This is a genomic window from Streptococcus oralis (genome assembly GCF_006175905.1).
GTDB classification, from domain to species: Bacteria; Bacillota; Bacilli; order Lactobacillales; family Streptococcaceae; genus Streptococcus; species Streptococcus oralis_BG.
In genome coordinates, this window is the sequence record NZ_SSNB01000003.1 from 46,310 (window position 1) to 63,615 (window position 17,306).

Below are 17,306 nucleotides of genomic sequence, written 5' to 3' on the forward strand. Positions count from 1 at the left end.
ATTGGACATTAGTATTTACAGTATCAATCAGCTATTAGAAACTTTTCGATTGTATCAATAGCATAGGAAAGTTGATTATTTACAGACATCATCCGTTCAAGATTAGCGTCCATATAGTAGAGTTCAGATAAACCACCCCTAGGGAGAAAGAGTGAATAGTGGATATTCATCTTCTCTCGAGTACTTAACTCTATATGATTGCTTATGATATACTTTAACTCTTTTAACGTATTTACTTGAGCAACCACACCTTTTAACTGATACTGCTCGATGAGATTTAGTAAGTTATCAATCTCTTCAATGACTTTAGTTTCCATATCATCCCCTCTTAGGAAAAGCACTACATAGTATCCAAACAATCCAGCAAGTCCTGGTAAGAATGGACTTCATAAGTTGGCTGAGCTTGTGTGTGATTTTCAAGGCGATGAGGGTTGTACCAGATAGTGTCAATTCCAGCATTATTACCACCTTGAATATCAGCAGTTAGGGAATCTCCAATCATCAGCGTCTTTTCTTTGCTAAATCCTGCAATCTGCTGACCGATTTTTTCATAGAATAGTGCATCAGGTTTTTGTGTTTGCAACTGTTCAGAGATAAAGACTTGGTTGAAATAGGGAGCCAGACCTGATTGAGCCAGACGACCCGTCTGAATGGCAGTAATGCCATTTGTCGCCGCGTACAGCTCGTAATCACGTTCAATAAGATTGTCCAAAAGTTCATGAGCTCCCGAAAGAGTTTGTCCCTGCTGTGCGAGATAAAACTGGTAACGCTGGGCAAGTAAAGTCCCGTCTTTTTCCTGTCCAAAATGGGCAAATAAACGAGAAAAGCGCGTGTTAATCAGTTCTTGTTTGCTGATTTTCTTTTGCTCCAAGTCCTTCCAGAGAGCCTTGTTCATAGGAACATAATGGTCTTTATAGACTTGAATATCCGCAACTCCTTCTTCCTTTAGAAGTTGCGTCAAAGCCACATCCTCAGCAGCATCAAAATCAAGCAAGGTGTGGTCGAGGTCGAAGAGTAGAAATTTGTAGGACAATTTGAGAGTTTTCCTTTCTAAGTGAGAACAAGTTACTAGTATTTATTAGGTAAATATTCTTTTCCCAACTGCCATAAATACTGATCAATCTCTTTAAGATTAAATTCTTCTAATCCGTAGTATTCTCTAAAAGCAATAATTATATTTTTAAATTTTTGATAATCTTTTAGGTCTGCATTCTTAAATTTAGAAAATTTATCTGTTTTTCTAAAGTATTTCAATACCTTTTCTACGTAGCTATCATAAATAGGGTATTCTTTAGGATTGTGATGGGAACAGTATTTAGTAGAAAAAGAATAAAACTTTCTAGTTACACCATTGATCGTAACATTTTGAATTTCATTGACTAAAGTTACATCACCTTGTCTCAACCTCTCGTCGATTTTAAGACTCAGTATATGTTCTGCAACTGGATAAACTGAAAAAATATTTGTGCTGTAAAAATCATTCAACGTAGCAACCTTTAATAAGATGTCAGAAATTTCTTCGTTGCTTGGCAATAGCTCAAAAAATAATTTATCTAAAGCATCTTCTTGCAACTTATAATTTTTAAGATTTTTCCACGATTTCAAGTATTTTCCTACTTCGCTGGCTGACGGTTTAGAAATAACAATATCTGATTTCTGTCTTCTATTATAGTTAATTTGCATACTTATCTCTCTTAAAGTAGTTATTAAAAAAATGATAGATTTATTATAGCATATTACAAAACGAATGGGTAACCTCCTCATTCCCCCTACCTCAACTCCTTGGCTATTCTGCTCTTTTCAAGTTTTCTCTTGGTAATTCGTTTCCATAAAACAAGTGGGTTCAAACTATAAGATAGGCGTACAAGGAAATAATTAACCCATTCAATAAGGGCAAAAAGCTGTATTAGCATGGCTAAGATAGCCACTTGGAAACTCTGTATATTCCAGAAAATAAAAGGAAAGCCTGAAATAAGTAAAACAAGGTCTAGTATCCTGAGACCACCATAAAGTTTGGGGACAGTTCCGCTTCCGAACTGAGGTTTCGACAGCCTTCTAATCAAAATCGCCCAATAGATTGAACCTTGAAGCAAAATAAATGTCAGTAAAGACAAAGGATAGAGAACAGTTACTAGACTATTCCAATCAGCAAGCCGATTTTTCAAAAGGAAAAAGCAAAACCAAAAGGATAGGACGGCTGTGAACTCTCCCAAACAAAGGGACACCAACTTTTTTCTAACTTTCACTTTTTGTATGTTCATCATCTCACCCATCTATCTATCATCCTATATCAGAAAAAAACATTCAAACCAGTTTCTAGTCAACATTTCACAGAATAAAGGCGTTCTAAGAATCGAACAGCCCAATACCTTTAATATCAATGTAATTCTAAACTTAGAATTACATTGATATAAATGTTTTAGCACTATTCTAAGTCCATGACAGCCTTAAATTTTAATTTTTGAAGGATTCTAAAGCTAGAATTGTTCAAAAATCACGAGAATGAAGCTATTCGAAGCTTAGAAGAACCTTTTCTAAATTTCATTAGCACTTCAACTAGCTGCTCTTGCAATTTTTCTGATGAGCTTTGAGTTTTTTCATAGCCCAATCATAGTGACTGGATGTGCTACTGACAAAGTAGGAACCTAAACTTGTCCCTCCTGTCCACTTATAGACACCTTTGTTAAAGAGTTCGTCATTGCTAAAGTCTTCCAGCAACTCTAACACCTCTCTATGCGATTGCTCGAGGAGTTTGGTGGCTTCTTCTAAGGAAGTTCTCTGGTGCTTCTTCCAAAAAGCGACATTCATTTCTCCATAAGTTTTCCAATTATAAGGTTCGGGGAGAAAAGGTCTTTCATGACCCTTTTGATTAGAATCTACCCAATTCAAAAGTAACTGATGCCATTCATAGAGATGGATCAGGACATCCCGTAGATTTTTATCTCTATTCCAGTGAGCTTCTTTTTTCTTTTGGTCTTTTGAAAAATCAAGGCGTTCTCCCTTCATTTTTAAGTAGAATAAGCTATTTTCTTACTTCATTATACCATAATCAAAAAGCAGTCCTTCATTTTACGAAAAACTACTTTTACTACCTATTTTTAATGCTTAGAGTCATCTCTAGGCCTGTTACTTTACATATAAATCTCTAAAGCGACCATCCACTTCAGCTATCTGATAGAGCAAGTGGGCTAGTTCTTGGTAATCTTCTTTTAAACACGAAAGGTGGGCTTGACCAAATAAAGAAGCCAATTCTTCTTTTAATCTTGCCCCTTCGGGATCATGGTCTTTTAAAAATCGACTGAGATAGAGATTTCGAACAGCAGCAAGTTTAAAGCTGAAATACTGATGCAATTGCTTTTGCTCCGTATTTAAGCCGTTTTCAGCAATTGCTTTTGCATAACATTCCAAGACATTACTTTGTCCATCCAGATATCTGGTCCTCATAATCCTCGCCGTTTCTTGATAGATTTGAGTTTGACTAGGACTCTTGACCTTCCTAAAATTTCCCCACATGGAGTATGCTCCACGCTTATAGTCAATAGCTTCCGCCTTCCAAGCTTCTAAAATGTCATTAAAAGCAACCTTCATACAGGCAAAACCAGCTGGATCATGCAAATAGAGATACTGACCATCAACAGCATACACTGTTACAAAGTGATCTACAGCATAAAGCATTGTGTGATTTGGATTGTAAGTCAAGTGACCCATATCAAGAGGACCCAGTACGACTGGTCCATTGGACAGAAACGTTTCCAACTTTCCTTTAATCTCTTCCGAATCTACTTCTGCTTCATCTTTTAGATAGAAGTCTTCATAGTCAAACCCAAGTATTTTTAAGGAATGAGAGATAGAAAGATCTGGCATTCCGTTATCAAAGAATACTAGAGGGTGCTGGTCATCTTCCTTTACGATACTAGCGCCATTTCCCATCGCCATGATTGCCTCTAAAAACTCTGCTTTAAAGTCATAACCATTGCCATCCAGTGCCATTGCCAATGAATAACTATAGCAAAGTGACACATCTCCAAAATACATCTGCATATTCCTGCCTCCTTATCTTCTATGGGACTATTATACCGAGAAAACTATTCTCACGCCCCATAATATCTAAACAAAAATTATAGTATGTTTGATTTATAGACATGAATTTCCACAATAAAAAAACTCTGTAGAGGCTCTTTCTACAGAGTTCGATTTGCATCTTTATAAAAAGTCAGAAAATGTTCTAGTTCTTAATCACTGGTATCCAGAGTTCCATTTGATAGTCTGGTGACGACATGTCTCCTTCAGTATAGACTTCAAAGTCTGGCGCTCCTGAGTGGAGATAGCCTGTTTCAGGGAAAAAGACCTCCAAGACATATTTCCAAGCATTGTGAATGCTAGCTGGTATAGGACCTTTGACTGGTACGATAGCATATTCAGCTTCAGAGATGTCTTTGATTGACAAACCCAATTCTTCTGCTTTAGCTTTATCCGTCACATCATAAGCAGCCATATAGTTGATGATTTCACCTTCTTTGACATCCGAACAGATGCCGAAGGATTGGCCACTTCCTAGACTCTCTAGGCTTTCCAAGCTATGATTGTTATAGAGATTCTCCCAAGCAGACGGGCATTTGCTATTGTCAATAGCTTCCAATAGGACACCTGCAACGGTAAATGCAGGCTTCTTTTGAATCTTGATATCCATGTTCTTTCCTCCTGTAATCTTTAAGGATAATTGAAGTCTAGGAAAGACCCGATAAGGTTTTCCATTTCGAACTTCTGAGGGGGTCGCACCATGAAATTTCTTGAAGGCTGCGCTGAAGGCATCGGCAGACTCATAGCCGTATTTCAGTGCTATATCAATGACTTTCTCAGAGCTTTCCCGCAAGTCCATCACAGCCTCTGACAACCTGCGATTGCGCAAGTATTCTGCTAATGTCATATCTGCCAGGATAGAAAATAGCCTGCTAAAGAGAGGATAAGAATAGCCCGATAACTGCTGAAATCTTTTCATATCCACTTCTCCAGTCAGTTGCTGCTCCAAATAATCCATGGTTTGATTGAATTGATACATCATATTCTTTTTCACCTCATAAAAGATACTAAGGCCGTTAAAAACAAAGTTAAAATTGGAAAATTGACGGAGGGGCTCCTGCTCCGAGAAAATTTCATCTTTTTCACACAGCTTTAGGCCGTGTTCAATTCTATCTATATTCTAACAAATACAAGATACCTCTACCCTAGAATTTTTGTACAAGATTTAAAAGTATAAAATCTATAACTTATCCTTTAATTTTTCGACAAAGAGATAGGCTGCAGGGCAGGTCAAGGTATTTTTGATTGTCAGATGATTAATCTGATGAATCTTCTTGCGATCTGTATGGGGGAACTCGCGACAGGCCTTGGGACGAACATCATAGATAGAGCAGAGATTATCTCCTCCTAGAAAGGGGCAGGGCATGGATTTGAAAACCTTGTCCCCATCTTCATCTACCTGCAAAAACTCCGCTTCAAAAGCTGGTAATTTCATCTTAAAGTACTTAGCAATACGGGTAATATCGGCTTCCTTAAAGTCAGGCCCCAAAGTCTTGCAACAGTTAGCGCAGGCGGTGCAATCAATCTCAGCAAAGACTTCTTGGTGAATCTGCTGGGCAATCTTGTCTAGATTTTTTGGTGGTTTTTTCTTTAAATTGGCTAAAATTTTACGGTGCTCCTTTTGCTTTTGCAAGGCTAGCTGATGGTAATACTCGATATCAATTTCTTTAGACATAGTTTCTTTCTAATACAACTGTTTTTGTCTATTATACCATAAGTTATTTTTTATTTTTGAGTATTGCAATAAAAAGCCCTTCGGATAAAATCCGAGGGGCTTCAAACCTTGTTAAATCAACGGCCGAACTTTTGAGTTTCAAGGTTCGGGACAAAATAGTTCACTGAACTATTTTATTTTTTAAGGTTGTAGAATGATTTCAATCCACGGTATTCAGCTACTTCACCAAGTTGGTCTTCGATACGAAGCAATTGGTTGTATTTAGCGATACGGTCTGTACGTGAAAGTGAACCAGTCTTGATTTGTCCTGCGTTAGTTGCAACTGCGATGTCAGCGATTGTTGAATCTTCAGTTTCACCTGAACGGTGTGATACAACAGCAGTGTAACCAGCTTCTTTCGCCATTTCGATAGCGTCGAATGTTTCAGTAAGAGTACCGATTTGGTTAACTTTGATAAGGATTGAGTTAGCAGCACCTTCAGCAATACCTTTTTCAAGGTAAGAAGTGTTTGTTACGAAGAAGTCGTCACCAACCAATTGAACTTTACCACCAAGGCGTTCAGTAAGAGCTTTCCATCCATCCCAGTCGTTTTCATCCATACCATCTTCGATAGTGATGATTGGGTATTTGTTTACCAATTCTTCAAGGTAGTCGATTTGTTCTGCAGCAGTACGTACAGCAGCGCCTTCACCTTCGAATTTAGTGTAGTCGTAAACTTTACGTTCTTTATCGTAGAATTCTGATGAAGCACAGTCAAATCCGATAAATACGTCTTTACCAGAAACATATCCAGCAGCTTCGATCGCAGCAAGGATAGTTTCAACACCGTCTTCAGTTCCTTCAAAACGAGGAGCGAATCCACCTTCGTCACCTACGGCTGTTTCCAAACCACGAGATTTAAGGATTTTCTTAAGAGCGTGGAAGATTTCAGCACCCCAACGAAGAGCTTCTTTGAATGTTGGTGCACCAGCAGGTACGATCATGAATTCTTGGAAAGCGATTGGAGCGTCAGAGTGAGAACCACCGTTGATGATGTTCATCATTGGAGTTGGAAGAACTTTAGTGTTGAATCCACCAAGGTAGCTGTAAAGTGGGATTTCAAGGTAGTCAGCAGCAGCGCGAGCTACAGCGATTGACACACCAAGGATGGCGTTCGCACCCAATTTACCTTTGTTAGGAGTACCGTCAAGAGCGATCATAGCACGGTCGATAGCTTGTTGTTGACGTACATCGTAGCCGATAATTGCTTCAGCAATGATGTTGTTTACGTTGTCAACAGCTTTTTGTGTACCAAGACCACCGTAACGAGATTTGTCACCGTCGCGAAGTTCAACTGCTTCGTGTTCACCAGTAGAAGCTCCTGATGGAACCATACCACGTCCGAAAGCACCTGATTCAGTATAAACTTCTACTTCAAGTGTTGGGTTACCACGTGAGTCTAGGACTTCGCGAGCGTAAACATCAGTAATAATTGACATTTTTTACTCTCCTTTGAGTTAAATTTTTTACACCTCTATGATACCTTAAAAATAAGCGTTTTTCAAGAAAAAACGTTATCTTTGTGCAAATTTTCCTTAACTTTATAAAGTAATCGCTTTCTTTTGTCTGTTTTCTTGCGATTTTTGTGATATACTGTTTTTATGACAGATTTATCAAAACAACTACTAGAAAAAGCTCATGGTGGGCCGAAATTAAACCCTGACGAACAACGCCGCTATCTCGGCACTTTTGAGGAAAGAGTTCTTGGCTACGCTGATATTAATACTGCCAATAGTCCTGAATTAGAACATGGATTTTTCTCTATTTTAGAAAGTTTTCAAGAAAAGGTTGAGGCACTTTTTGTGAAGATCTCACCAAATATCGAGTTTGACAAACAGGTCTTTTACTTAAGACAAGCAAAGGAAAGCAACTGTCAGGCGACTATTGTTTCAGATGATCATATCACCTCTCCTTTTGGTCTTGTCATTCATACAAATGAACCTGTTCAAGTAGACGAAAAGGACCTTAGACTTGCATTCTCAAGCCTCTGGGAAGAGAAAAAGGCAGAGCCACCTAAAAAATCCATCTGGAAAAAATGGTTTGGTTAATGATTTCTCATATTTAATAAACGACCAATATTAGTAGATGTGTGCTCCAAATAGAGACTTGCATTTTTCAGACTGTCTTCCAAAGGTTCACTTTTTTCTAAAATAGAAAAGGCTGCTTGTATATTTTCGAATGGTAGGGAAGGTAAATCCTCGGAAAGACTACCACAAATAGCGATAACTGGAACTCCTTCAGGAGTTCTTTTTGCTACACCAATAGGAGCTTTTCCAACAAAGCTTTGACTGTCCAGTCTGCCTTCTCCAACGATAACCAAGTCGGTCCCTGCAACCTTCTTGTCAAAGTCAATCAAATCTAAGCAAGTGTCAATCCCAGATACGATAGTGGCCTCAGCAAAGGCACAGAGCCCAGCCGCAATCCCACCGCCGGCTCCTGCTCCTTTAAGAGAGAGGGTTGATGGTGAAAATTTTTCATAGAACCGCTGTATAGCCAAATCTACTGTCTCAAACAAAGCAGGATCCAAGCCCTTTTGTTTTCCAAATGTATAGGTCGCTCCTTGAAGACCACATAAAGGGCTCACGACATCTGCTAAAATGCGAATTTTTACATCTTCAGGAATCCTATACAACTTGCTATTTGAAACTAACTCGAACTCAAGCAAAGTCTGACCGCAAACTGGCAATTCTTTTCCATTCTTATCATAAAAACGATAACCTAAACCAGCAGCGATGCCTATTCCACCGTCATTACTAGCCGTACCACCAACTCCGATATAGATTTCTTTCATCCCTTGATCAACGAGATGGCGAATCAACTCTCCGATACCTCTGGTTTGGATGTGGAGAGGGTTTCGTTTCTCCTGAGGAATCTTTCCTAAACCAACCAAGTCAGCAACTTCAAAGAGCGCTATTTGGGCTTTTTGAAAGTAGCGCATTGATTCTTTTAGGCCAAAAGGTCCTGTCACTTGGAACCATTTTTCTTCTAGTTCAAAAGAATGTCGGATAGCGTCTACAGTTCCTTCCCCACCATCACCTACAGGGCAAAGCAGACATTCTACATCTGCTATCGATTTTTGGAATCCTCTTTTCATAGCTTGAGCGACCTCTTCTGCCGTCAAACTTTCTTTAAAAGAATCGGGTGCGATTACAATTTTCATAGTTCCCTCTCATTCTAAGAAATCGATCAAAGGGAGAACTTCTAAAAGATCCCTCGTATCTACATGACAAGCTATCTCAACTTTTACGATTTCTTTGGCACAAAAGGCTATACTGATTCCTGCTGACTTTAACATCAAGAGGTCATTTGCCCCATCACCGATGGCAATCGTTCTTTCTCTGGGAATTTCTAATTCCATTCTCCATTTCTCAAGAGTAGCTTTTTTCACTTGTGCTGTTACAATTTCACCAACTAGTTGCCCTGTTAAAAAGCCGTCTTTGACTTCTAACTCGTTGGCGTAGAAATAGGAAATACCTAGGTACTTTGCAAGTCTCTCAACTATTGGTGCAAATCCACCAGACACTAGACCGACTAGAATGCCATTTTTTTGAAGTATGGAGATAAATTCTTGAGCATTCTTGGACAGATGAATGGATTTGAAGACAGTATCAAAGACCGAAACTGGAAGACCTTTTAACAAAGCGACTCTCTCTCGCAAACTCCTTTCAAAGTCTAGATTTCCTCGCATTGCTTGATACGTAATCTCTGAAATTTCTGCTTCACAACCTGCTTCTCTTCCTAAAAGATCAATCACTTCTTCTAGGATTAAGGTTCCATCAACATCCATGACACACAAGCCTTTTACTTGAGACATCAGTTCTCCTCTCTAATACTCAATGAAAATCAAAGAGCAAACTAGGAAACTAGCCGTAGGCTGTACTTGAGTACGACAAGGCGACGTTGACGCGGTTTGAATTTGATTTTCGAAGAGTATAAATAGCCCAAAAATCGTATGAAGTTATCATACGATTTTATCTATTAGTTGACTAAACTATGGTACAAGTCCAGGTAAGATTTGCAGGCTGTATCCCATGAGAAATCGCATTCCATAGCTTGTTTTTGTAGATTTCTCCAAACGTCCGGCTGGTACTTATAAACATCCAAGGCTGTTTGGAAACTCCAGTTAAGCCAGTATGGTGTTAAATTATCGAAGCTAAATCCAGTACCAGTTCCTTCAACTGGATTGAAGGATTGAACTGTATCTCTTAGTCCGCCAACCTCATGAACCAATGGTAGAGTTCCGTAGCGCATCGCCATCATTTGAGACAAACCACATGGTTCAAAACGACTTGGCATGAGGAAGAGGTCACAAGCTGCGTAGATCTCTTGAGCAAGTTTGACGTCAAAAGTGATATTTGCTGATAGCTTGTCAGGATAGACTTGAGCAAACCAAGAGAAGGAATGTTCAAAAGCTGGGTCACCTGTTCCTAAAAGGACTATTTGAACATCCTCCTGTAAGAAACGGTGCAAACTTTCTACGACAACATCAAAGCCTTTTTGGCGTGTCAAACGAGAGACAATCCCAACTAGAGGAACATCTGCTCGCACAGGTAGACCAACTCTCTCTTGTAATTTTGCTTTGTTTTGCGCTTTTCCAGACAAATCTTCCTTATCAAAATGATAGTCTAAAAGTGGGTCTGTTTGAGGATTATAGAGATCTGCGTCAATACCATTGACAATACCTGAAACCTTACCTGACTCCATGCGAAGAATCTGATCCAAACCACAACCGAACTGACTGGTCATAATCTCATGTGCATAGCTAGGGGAAACGGTTGTGACACGATCTGCGTAGAGAATCCCCGCTTTCATCCAGTTGAGACAATCATTCCAGCGAAGGGTCCCATCAGCATAGCGTTCAAATCCCACACCGAACAAATCCCACAACATTCCTTCAGAAAATTGACCTTGGAATTCCAAATTGTGAATGGTTAAAACGGTTCTGATCCCTTGATATGCCTGAATCCAATGGTACTTTTCTTTTAACAAGAAGGGAATCATGGCTGTGTGGTAATCATGAACATGGAGAAGGTCAGGGATAAAGCCGATGCGTTCCATGGCTTCAAGAGCAGCCAGTTGGAAAAAGGCGAAGCGTTCACCGTCGTCAAAATCACCGTACACATGGCCACGGAAGAAATAATATTGATTATCAATGAAGTAGAAAGTAACCCCATTCAAGACCGTTTTCTTAATACCACAGTACTGTCTACGCCATCCTACACTAACTTCAAAGTGGAGAACATCCTCGATCTGGTCACCGAACTTAGCTTCTACCATATCATAATAAGGCAAGAAAACTGCAACTTCGTGCCCCGCTTTTACAAGTGATTTGGGAAGTGCGCCAATGACATCGCCCAAACCACCTGTTTTTGAAAAGGGTGCTCCTTCTGCCGCTACAAATAAAATTTTCATGAATAAATGTCCTCTGTTACTGTTTCACCCTTCTTCACTACAACTGGATGTTCTGCTGTGCCTCGAATGACAACACCGTCCGCAACCTCAACTCCCTTGTCTAGAATGGCATATTCAACTTGGGCACCTTGACCAATCACAACTCGAGGGAATAAAATGCTGTCCTTCACCACACTATCTTTGTGAACATAAATGTTACGAGATAGGACTGACTGAACTACTTCACCCTCAATGATACTACCAGAAGCAAACTGAGAAGTACTTACTTTTGAAGTATTCGCATAGTAGGTTGGTTCTTCATTTTTAACTTTTGTATAAATCTTTTGATTTGGTGAGAAAAGTGAGTAGAACTTTTTAGATTCAAGCATATCAATATTTGCTTGATAATAGGATTGAACAGAGTGAATGTTTGCCAAGTATCCTGTGTATTCGTAAGCAAAAGCTCCTTCTTTTACAGCCAAATCGCGGAGAACATAGCGCAACTTTTCAGGATATTCTTTCTGAGCCTCTTCTTCAAGTCGTTCAATCAACCAAGGAGTATCCACAACAAAGATATCTGTAGACATGTTGAAGAGTTCATCCGTAGATTTGTTATCAAAGAGTTTGTGCGAACGCACATGGTCTGTTTCATCAATTTTCAAGATAGCATTCACATCTGAAATGTCTTTCTTTGGAAGTTTCTTATATACAACTGTAATCGGACCTTTTGTTGTATTGTGTAGGTGGAAGACTTGATTCAAGTCAATATTCACCAGCACATCGCAGTTAATCGAAACGGTTTGGTTTGAACCTGAACGTCTCAAGTAGGTAAGAAGCTGTTGGTAATACTCTTTTCCAACTGTACTGCTTTCAACACGAGTATTGTAAATTCCTAGATAGTAGTGACTTAGAAGGGTTGACAAGCCCCACTCACGACCTGAACGGATATGGTCGAATACTGAGCTGATATTGTCTTGTTGGAAAATACCAAAGATACTACGAACACCTGCATTTGCAAGACTGGAAAGAGGGAAGTCAATCAAACGGTATTTCCCACCGAAAGGCAAGCTAGCTACCGGACGGTGTTCTGTTAATGTTGACATGTCATGAAAACCAACTGTGTTTCCTAAAATGGCTGAATATTTATCAATCTTCATCTGTTGCTACCCCCACTACTTCATTGTATCCTACTACTTGTACTTCGTCCGTTCCGTCAATCTCTACGCCGTCTGCAATAATGGCACCCTCACCAATAATAGCACGAGTAATCTTTGCGCCATGGCCAATAATAGCTCCACTCATGATGACAGAATCAACGACCTCAGCACCTTCACGTACTTGTGCTTCTGTTGAAAGAATCGAACGTTTAACAGTTCCATCTACAAAACAGCCATCCACGACCAATGAATCTTCAACGTGTGCATGCGCACCAAAGTAGTTTGGTGGTGAAATCAAGTTTCTAGAGTAAATTTTCCACTGACGATTGCGACTATCCAAGGCGTTTTCTGGTGAAATGTACTCCATATTAGCTTCCCAAAGTGACTCAATCGTACCAACGTCTTTCCAGTAGCCATTAAATTCATAAGCATAGACACTTTCACCAGACTCGAGATAGTTAGGGATAACGTTCTTACCAAAGTCTGACATATCCACATTGCTCTTTTCAGCAGCAACAAGCATATTGCGAAGTCGTTTCCAGTCAAAAATATAAATCCCCATAGAAGCCTTTGTAGACTTAGGTTGCGCAGGTTTTTCTTCGAATTCAACGATACGGTTATTGGCATCTGTATTCATGATACCGAAACGGCTAGCTTCTTTGAGAGGTACGTCTAGGACAGCTACTGTCAAACTGGCATTGTTATCCTTATGGGACTGAAGCATATCATCGTAGTCCATCTTGTAGATGTGGTCACCAGAAAGAATCAAAACATACTCAGGATTAACACTGTCGATGTAGCCAATGTTTTGGTAGATAGCGTGACTAGTCCCTTCAAACCAACGGTTTCCTTCGCTGGCTGAATAAGGTTGTAAAATAGAGACACCTGAATTGATACCATCCAATCCCCAGCTCGAACCATTTCCAATATGGTTGTTCAAAGCAAGAGGTTGGTACTGCGTAATCACACCAACATTATGGATTCCAGAGTTTGCACAGTTGGAAAGAGCAAAGTCAATGATACGGTAGCGCCCACCGAATTGCACTGCCGGTTTGGCAATGCTTTGAGTGAGTTTTCCGAGACGTGTTCCTTGCCCACCCGCAAGGATCAAAGCTAGCATTTCATTCTTCATTTTCTACTCCTTTATAAAGACATGTGAACGTTAAAATCGAAAGAAGGTCGGAAGTCAAACTTTTTTATAAAAATAATAGGAAATCCATTTCTCTTGTGTTTCAAGTCCAATACAAGTACATTCGTTTTTAAAATCTAAAAAATTATAATCAACAGCTCATTATTCTTTTTTCTTAGCTGGTTTCAAACGACGCTTGATCTTCCAGATGCTTGCTCCCATGGCAGGCAAGGTAAAGGTCAAAGTCTGCTCATAATCTTTCCATAAGCCTTCTTGAGTCTGAACTGTTTGATTGTGCTCTTTCCACACACCTCCCCATTCTTCTAATTCTGTATTCCAAACTTCTTCGTAAATACCTGCAACAGGTAAACCAATCGTAAAGTCCTTACGTTCAACTGGTGCCATGTTAAAGACACAGACTAACATTTCGTCCTTCTTGCCCTTACGAATAAAGGAAAGGACACTCTGATCTCTATTATCAGCATCGATAATCTCGATACCATTATAACTAGTATCAATTTCCCAAAGACAGCGATGGTCTTTATAGAATTGATTGAGTTGAGAAGTAAAATGCTTCATCTTGGCATTCATCGGATCTTCTAGATTAGACCATTCCAACTGCTCCTCAGACTTCCACTCTAGGAATTGCCCATACTCACTACCCATGAACAAGAGTTTCTTACCTGGATGACAAATTTGATAGGTGTAGAGGTTGCGCAGACCAGCGAACTGATTGTAGCGATCTCCCCACATCTTATGCATCATACTCTTTTTGCCATGAACAACTTCATCGTGTGAGAAAGGTAGGAGATAGTTTTCATTGAAAACATACATAAAGCTGAAAGTCACAAGATTAAAGTCATACTTGCGATAAATCGGATCTTCCTCGTAGAAACGGAGAATGTCGTTCATCCAGCCCATATTCCATTTATAGTCAAATCCAAGACCACCCATTTCTTTCATACCAGTAATCTTTGTCGCTGATGAACTTTCTTCTGCAATCATCATGATGTCTGGATGAGCTAACTTAATCACTGTGTTTAACCGTTGAAGGAAATAATAACCCTCGTAGTTAAGGTTTCCACCATCTTTGTTTGGAGTCCAAGGAGCATTATCATAATCTAGATACAGCATATTGCTCACTGCATCGACCCGAATACCATCTAAGTGGTAAAAATCAATCCAAAATTTAATACTTGAAATCAAGAAAGACTGGACCTCATTTTTTCCGAGGTCAAAATTCAGCGCACCCCAACCATAGTTATGGGCCTTGTTGTGATCTTGGTATTCAAAAGTTGGTGTACCGTCATAATATGCCAAGGCATCATCATTAATGGTGAAATGACCTGGAACCCAGTCTACGATAACACCAATGTTATTTATATGACACTCTTCAACGAAATCTTGGAATTCCTCAGGTGTACCATAGGAATGTTCAAAAGCAAAGTAACCCATAAGTTGATAGCCCCAGCTCAATCCAAGTGGGTGAGCCATTAAAGGCATGAACTCAATATGTGTATAGTTCATCTCAACTAAGTATGGAATCAACTCGTCTTTCAGTTGCGAAAACGTATAGGGACTACCATCTGGATTTCTCTTCCAAGACCCTGCATGAGCCTCGTATATATTAACTGGTCTCTCGAAAAATCCCAGACGTTTGCGACGTGCTAGCCAAAGTCCATCTTTCCATTTCTTTTCACGGATATTGGTCAAAACAGCTCCTGTACCCGGTCTAGCTTCAAAATAAACTGCCAAAGGGTCAATCTTCATAATCTGGTGACCATTTGCACGCGTGATATGATATTTATAAATCTGACCTTCCTGAGCTTGACTCGTAAAGACTTCCCAAACACCTGCTTCATTACGAACCATGGGAATCTGATTCTCAACCCAATTAGTAAAATCACCAACTAGATGAACTGCTTGTGCATTCGGGGCCCAAACCCTAAAGGTATAGCCAATTTCTCCGTTTTTCTCCTCTCTATGCGCTCCTAAATAATGCTGGAGGTGAAAGTTCTCACCTGTAGTAAAGGTTCTTAATGCTTCTTGATTATTCATTCAATCCCCTTTCTTTTGTAAGCGTTTTCTATAATTCTATTATACACTCTTTTAAGATAACTTTCAAGTAATTTACGAAGGAAATCATATTTTTTTATGAAAGCCTTCAAAAAATTACCTAGCATTTTAAAAAAGATATTCAGAAAATAGAACACGAAACAATTTCCATATATTTTTTTATTATAATAGCAGAATATTCGTTTTTTATCAATTTTAAACTGTATTTTTTTGAAAAAAATAAAATCAGGAAGTGATTTTCCTGATTTTATAGATTATTTCACATCAAATACAATGGATTTAACATTTGTCATCGCTTCGATACTATATTTAATTCCTTGCACTCCTGCACCAGAACCTTTTACACCAAGGAATGGGAAATTATCTGGTCCACGTTGTGTTTTATTATTAATATGAACGGTTCCAACTTCAAGTTTTTCAGCAATTTCAAATGCCTTCTTAAAGTCATTTGTAAAGACTGAAGATTGAAGACCGAATTCTGATTCATTAGCAATTTCTACCGCTTCATTAGCATCTGAAACTCGAATAATTGGAAGAACAGGTCCAAATGGTTCTTCCCAGGCTAATTTCATATCTCTTGTGACATAATCAAAAAGTCCTGGCCAAATGAGATTATTCTCACGTTTGATTAGGCTGAGCGCTTTGGCTCCTTTTTCCTGAGCATCTTCAATCAATCCCCAGATGAAATCAGCTGAAGCATTATCAATAACTGGCGTGATATCTGCATTGTCAAATGGATCACCGACTGTTAGCTTAGCAACTTCAGCTTGGAGCAATTCTGCCAATCTGTCTGCTACGCTTTCCACAACCAAAACACGTTTGATAGCGGTACAACGTTGACCAGAGTAGCTAAAGGCACCACCTACGATTTGTTTAGCTGCATTTTCTAAATCTGCGTCCTCTAAGACAATTGCTGCATCTTTCCCGCCAAGTTCCAGCATAATTGGGCGCATACCAGCTAAACGACCAATACGCTCCCCAATCGGTGTTGAACCTGTAAAGTTAATGAAATTCACTTCCTTGTGTTCGATGATGTAGTCTCCGATTTCAGAACCACGTCCAGTGATGGTGTTAAAGACACCTGCTGGGATTCCTGCTTCGTCAAATGCTTTAGCCAACAAGAGACCAGAAATAGAGCCTTGTGTTGGTGGTTTGAACATAACGACATTTCCTGCAATCAAAGCCGGAGCAATCTTAGATCCAGAAAGGTTTACTGGATAGTTAAATGGTGCAATAGCTAAGACCACTCCAACTGGCTCACGACGAACAACGGCTAGTTTATTTTTACTTGCAGCTTCAAAACCGCCACCTTCCATTGCTTGTCCAGTGATACGGAGACCTTCCTCGGCAGCAAAACGAATCAATTCTGCTGTACGTACTACTTCTCCAATGGCTGCTTTAATTCCTTTTGCAACCTCTTTGGCAAGAATGGTACCAATTTCTTCTTTATCACGTTCCAAAATGTCTGCTGTCTTATGTAAATAGGCTGCACGCTCAACGGGTGCTAAATCACGCCATGCTGGGAGAGCTGCACGCGCTGCTTTCATAGCCTCATCTACTTCAGCCTGACTCATAGCGGGTACTGTCCCCAGCTTTTCTTGATTGATGGGAGAATAGATGGCAATTTCATTCTCTGATGATTTCCATTTTCCATTCACTAAATTCTGATAATTTGTCAAATTCTCTTCCTCCTGAAAATGATTAAAACTTATTTTATCAAATTTTCAGAAAATTACAACCCCTTTTTGGAAAATATTGA

Annotated in this window: 16 protein-coding genes and 1 pseudogene; 1 reads left to right on the forward strand and 16 read right to left on the reverse strand. The window is 39.4% G+C overall.

What is annotated here, in order from left to right; translation table 11 throughout:
* Positions 1-23: 23 nt before the first annotated feature.
* From E7Y33_RS06025 to eno, 9 genes and pseudogenes are all read right to left on the reverse strand, one after another.
* Positions 24-317 (reverse strand): hypothetical protein, encoded by a 294-nt coding sequence (locus E7Y33_RS06025; protein ID WP_042768118.1) that lies wholly within the window; start codon positions 315-317, stop codon positions 24-26.
* A gap of 23 nt (positions 318-340) precedes the next feature.
* Entirely contained in the window at positions 341-1,033 is a 693-nt protein-coding gene (gene pynA / locus E7Y33_RS06030) for a pyrimidine 5'-nucleotidase PynA (RefSeq protein ID WP_139689950.1), read from the reverse strand.
* A 35-nt stretch (positions 1,034-1,068) separates the two neighbouring features.
* The gene (locus E7Y33_RS06035) at positions 1,069-1,683 is read right to left on the reverse strand and encodes a hypothetical protein (RefSeq protein WP_139689951.1); all 615 of its coding nucleotides are present in this window, start codon (positions 1,681-1,683) and stop codon (positions 1,069-1,071) included.
* An 86-nt stretch (positions 1,684-1,769) separates the two neighbouring features.
* The gene (locus tag E7Y33_RS06040; RefSeq protein WP_139689952.1) at positions 1,770-2,273 is read right to left on the reverse strand and encodes a hypothetical protein; all 504 of its coding nucleotides are present in this window, start codon (positions 2,271-2,273) and stop codon (positions 1,770-1,772) included.
* Positions 2,274-2,556: 283 nt separating this feature from the next.
* A pseudogene (locus tag E7Y33_RS06045) lies at positions 2,557-2,988 on the reverse strand (ClbS/DfsB family four-helix bundle protein); the annotation flags it as partial.
* Between the two features lie 138 nt (positions 2,989-3,126).
* On the reverse strand, positions 3,127-4,041 hold the full coding sequence (locus E7Y33_RS06050) for a peptidase (protein WP_139689953.1): 915 nt from the start codon (positions 4,039-4,041) through the stop codon (positions 3,127-3,129).
* 184 nt (positions 4,042-4,225) lie between these two features.
* Entirely contained in the window at positions 4,226-5,062 is an 837-nt protein-coding gene (locus E7Y33_RS06055; RefSeq protein ID WP_202612947.1) for an AraC family transcriptional regulator, read from the reverse strand.
* 198 nt (positions 5,063-5,260) lie between these two features.
* Positions 5,261-5,755 carry a YkgJ family cysteine cluster protein gene (locus E7Y33_RS06060; protein WP_070482622.1) on the reverse strand — a complete coding sequence of 165 codons (495 nt, stop codon included), beginning with the start codon at positions 5,753-5,755 and terminating at the stop codon, positions 5,261-5,263.
* A 173-nt stretch (positions 5,756-5,928) separates the two neighbouring features.
* Positions 5,929-7,233: a surface-displayed alpha-enolase gene (gene eno / locus E7Y33_RS06065; protein ID WP_139689955.1), complete on the reverse strand. Its 1,305-nt coding sequence runs from the start codon at positions 7,231-7,233 to the stop codon at positions 5,929-5,931.
* A 162-nt stretch (positions 7,234-7,395) separates the two neighbouring features.
* On the opposite strand from eno, the gene E7Y33_RS06070 reads away from it, so the two are divergent.
* Positions 7,396-7,842: a YueI family protein gene (locus tag E7Y33_RS06070; protein WP_139689956.1), complete on the forward strand. Its 447-nt coding sequence runs from the start codon at positions 7,396-7,398 to the stop codon at positions 7,840-7,842.
* On the opposite strand, the gene E7Y33_RS06075 is transcribed toward E7Y33_RS06070, so the two are convergent.
* The 7 genes from E7Y33_RS06075 to E7Y33_RS06105 all read right to left on the reverse strand — a co-directional run bounded on the left by E7Y33_RS06075 (position 7,839) and on the right by E7Y33_RS06105 (position 17,226).
* A complete protein-coding gene (locus tag E7Y33_RS06075) occupies positions 7,839-8,954 on the reverse strand; it encodes a glycerate kinase (RefSeq protein WP_139689957.1) in 1,116 nt (371 codons plus the stop codon). The genes E7Y33_RS06070 and E7Y33_RS06075 overlap by 4 nt on opposite strands.
* A 9-nt stretch (positions 8,955-8,963) precedes the next feature.
* Complete coding sequence (gene serB, locus E7Y33_RS06080) at positions 8,964-9,608, reverse strand: phosphoserine phosphatase SerB (protein WP_139689958.1); 645 nt, start codon at positions 9,606-9,608, stop codon at positions 8,964-8,966.
* A 164-nt stretch (positions 9,609-9,772) separates the two neighbouring features.
* A complete protein-coding gene (glgA, locus tag E7Y33_RS06085) occupies positions 9,773-11,206 on the reverse strand; it encodes a glycogen synthase GlgA (protein ID WP_139689959.1) in 1,434 nt (477 codons plus the stop codon).
* Positions 11,203-12,342: a glucose-1-phosphate adenylyltransferase subunit GlgD gene (glgD, locus tag E7Y33_RS06090; protein WP_139689960.1), complete on the reverse strand. Its 1,140-nt coding sequence runs from the start codon at positions 12,340-12,342 to the stop codon at positions 11,203-11,205. The genes glgA and glgD overlap by 4 nt, the downstream gene beginning before the upstream one ends.
* Positions 12,332-13,474 (reverse strand): glucose-1-phosphate adenylyltransferase, encoded by a 1,143-nt coding sequence (locus E7Y33_RS06095; RefSeq protein ID WP_084921850.1) that lies wholly within the window; start codon positions 13,472-13,474, stop codon positions 12,332-12,334. Before E7Y33_RS06095 ends, glgD begins: the two co-directional genes overlap by 11 nt.
* A 159-nt stretch (positions 13,475-13,633) precedes the next feature.
* Entirely contained in the window at positions 13,634-15,529 is a 1,896-nt protein-coding gene (gene glgB, locus E7Y33_RS06100) for a 1,4-alpha-glucan branching protein GlgB (protein ID WP_139689961.1), read from the reverse strand.
* A gap of 272 nt (positions 15,530-15,801) precedes the next feature.
* A complete protein-coding gene (locus tag E7Y33_RS06105; protein WP_139689962.1) occupies positions 15,802-17,226 on the reverse strand; it encodes an NADP-dependent glyceraldehyde-3-phosphate dehydrogenase in 1,425 nt (474 codons plus the stop codon).
* Positions 17,227-17,306: the final 80 nt, after the last annotated feature.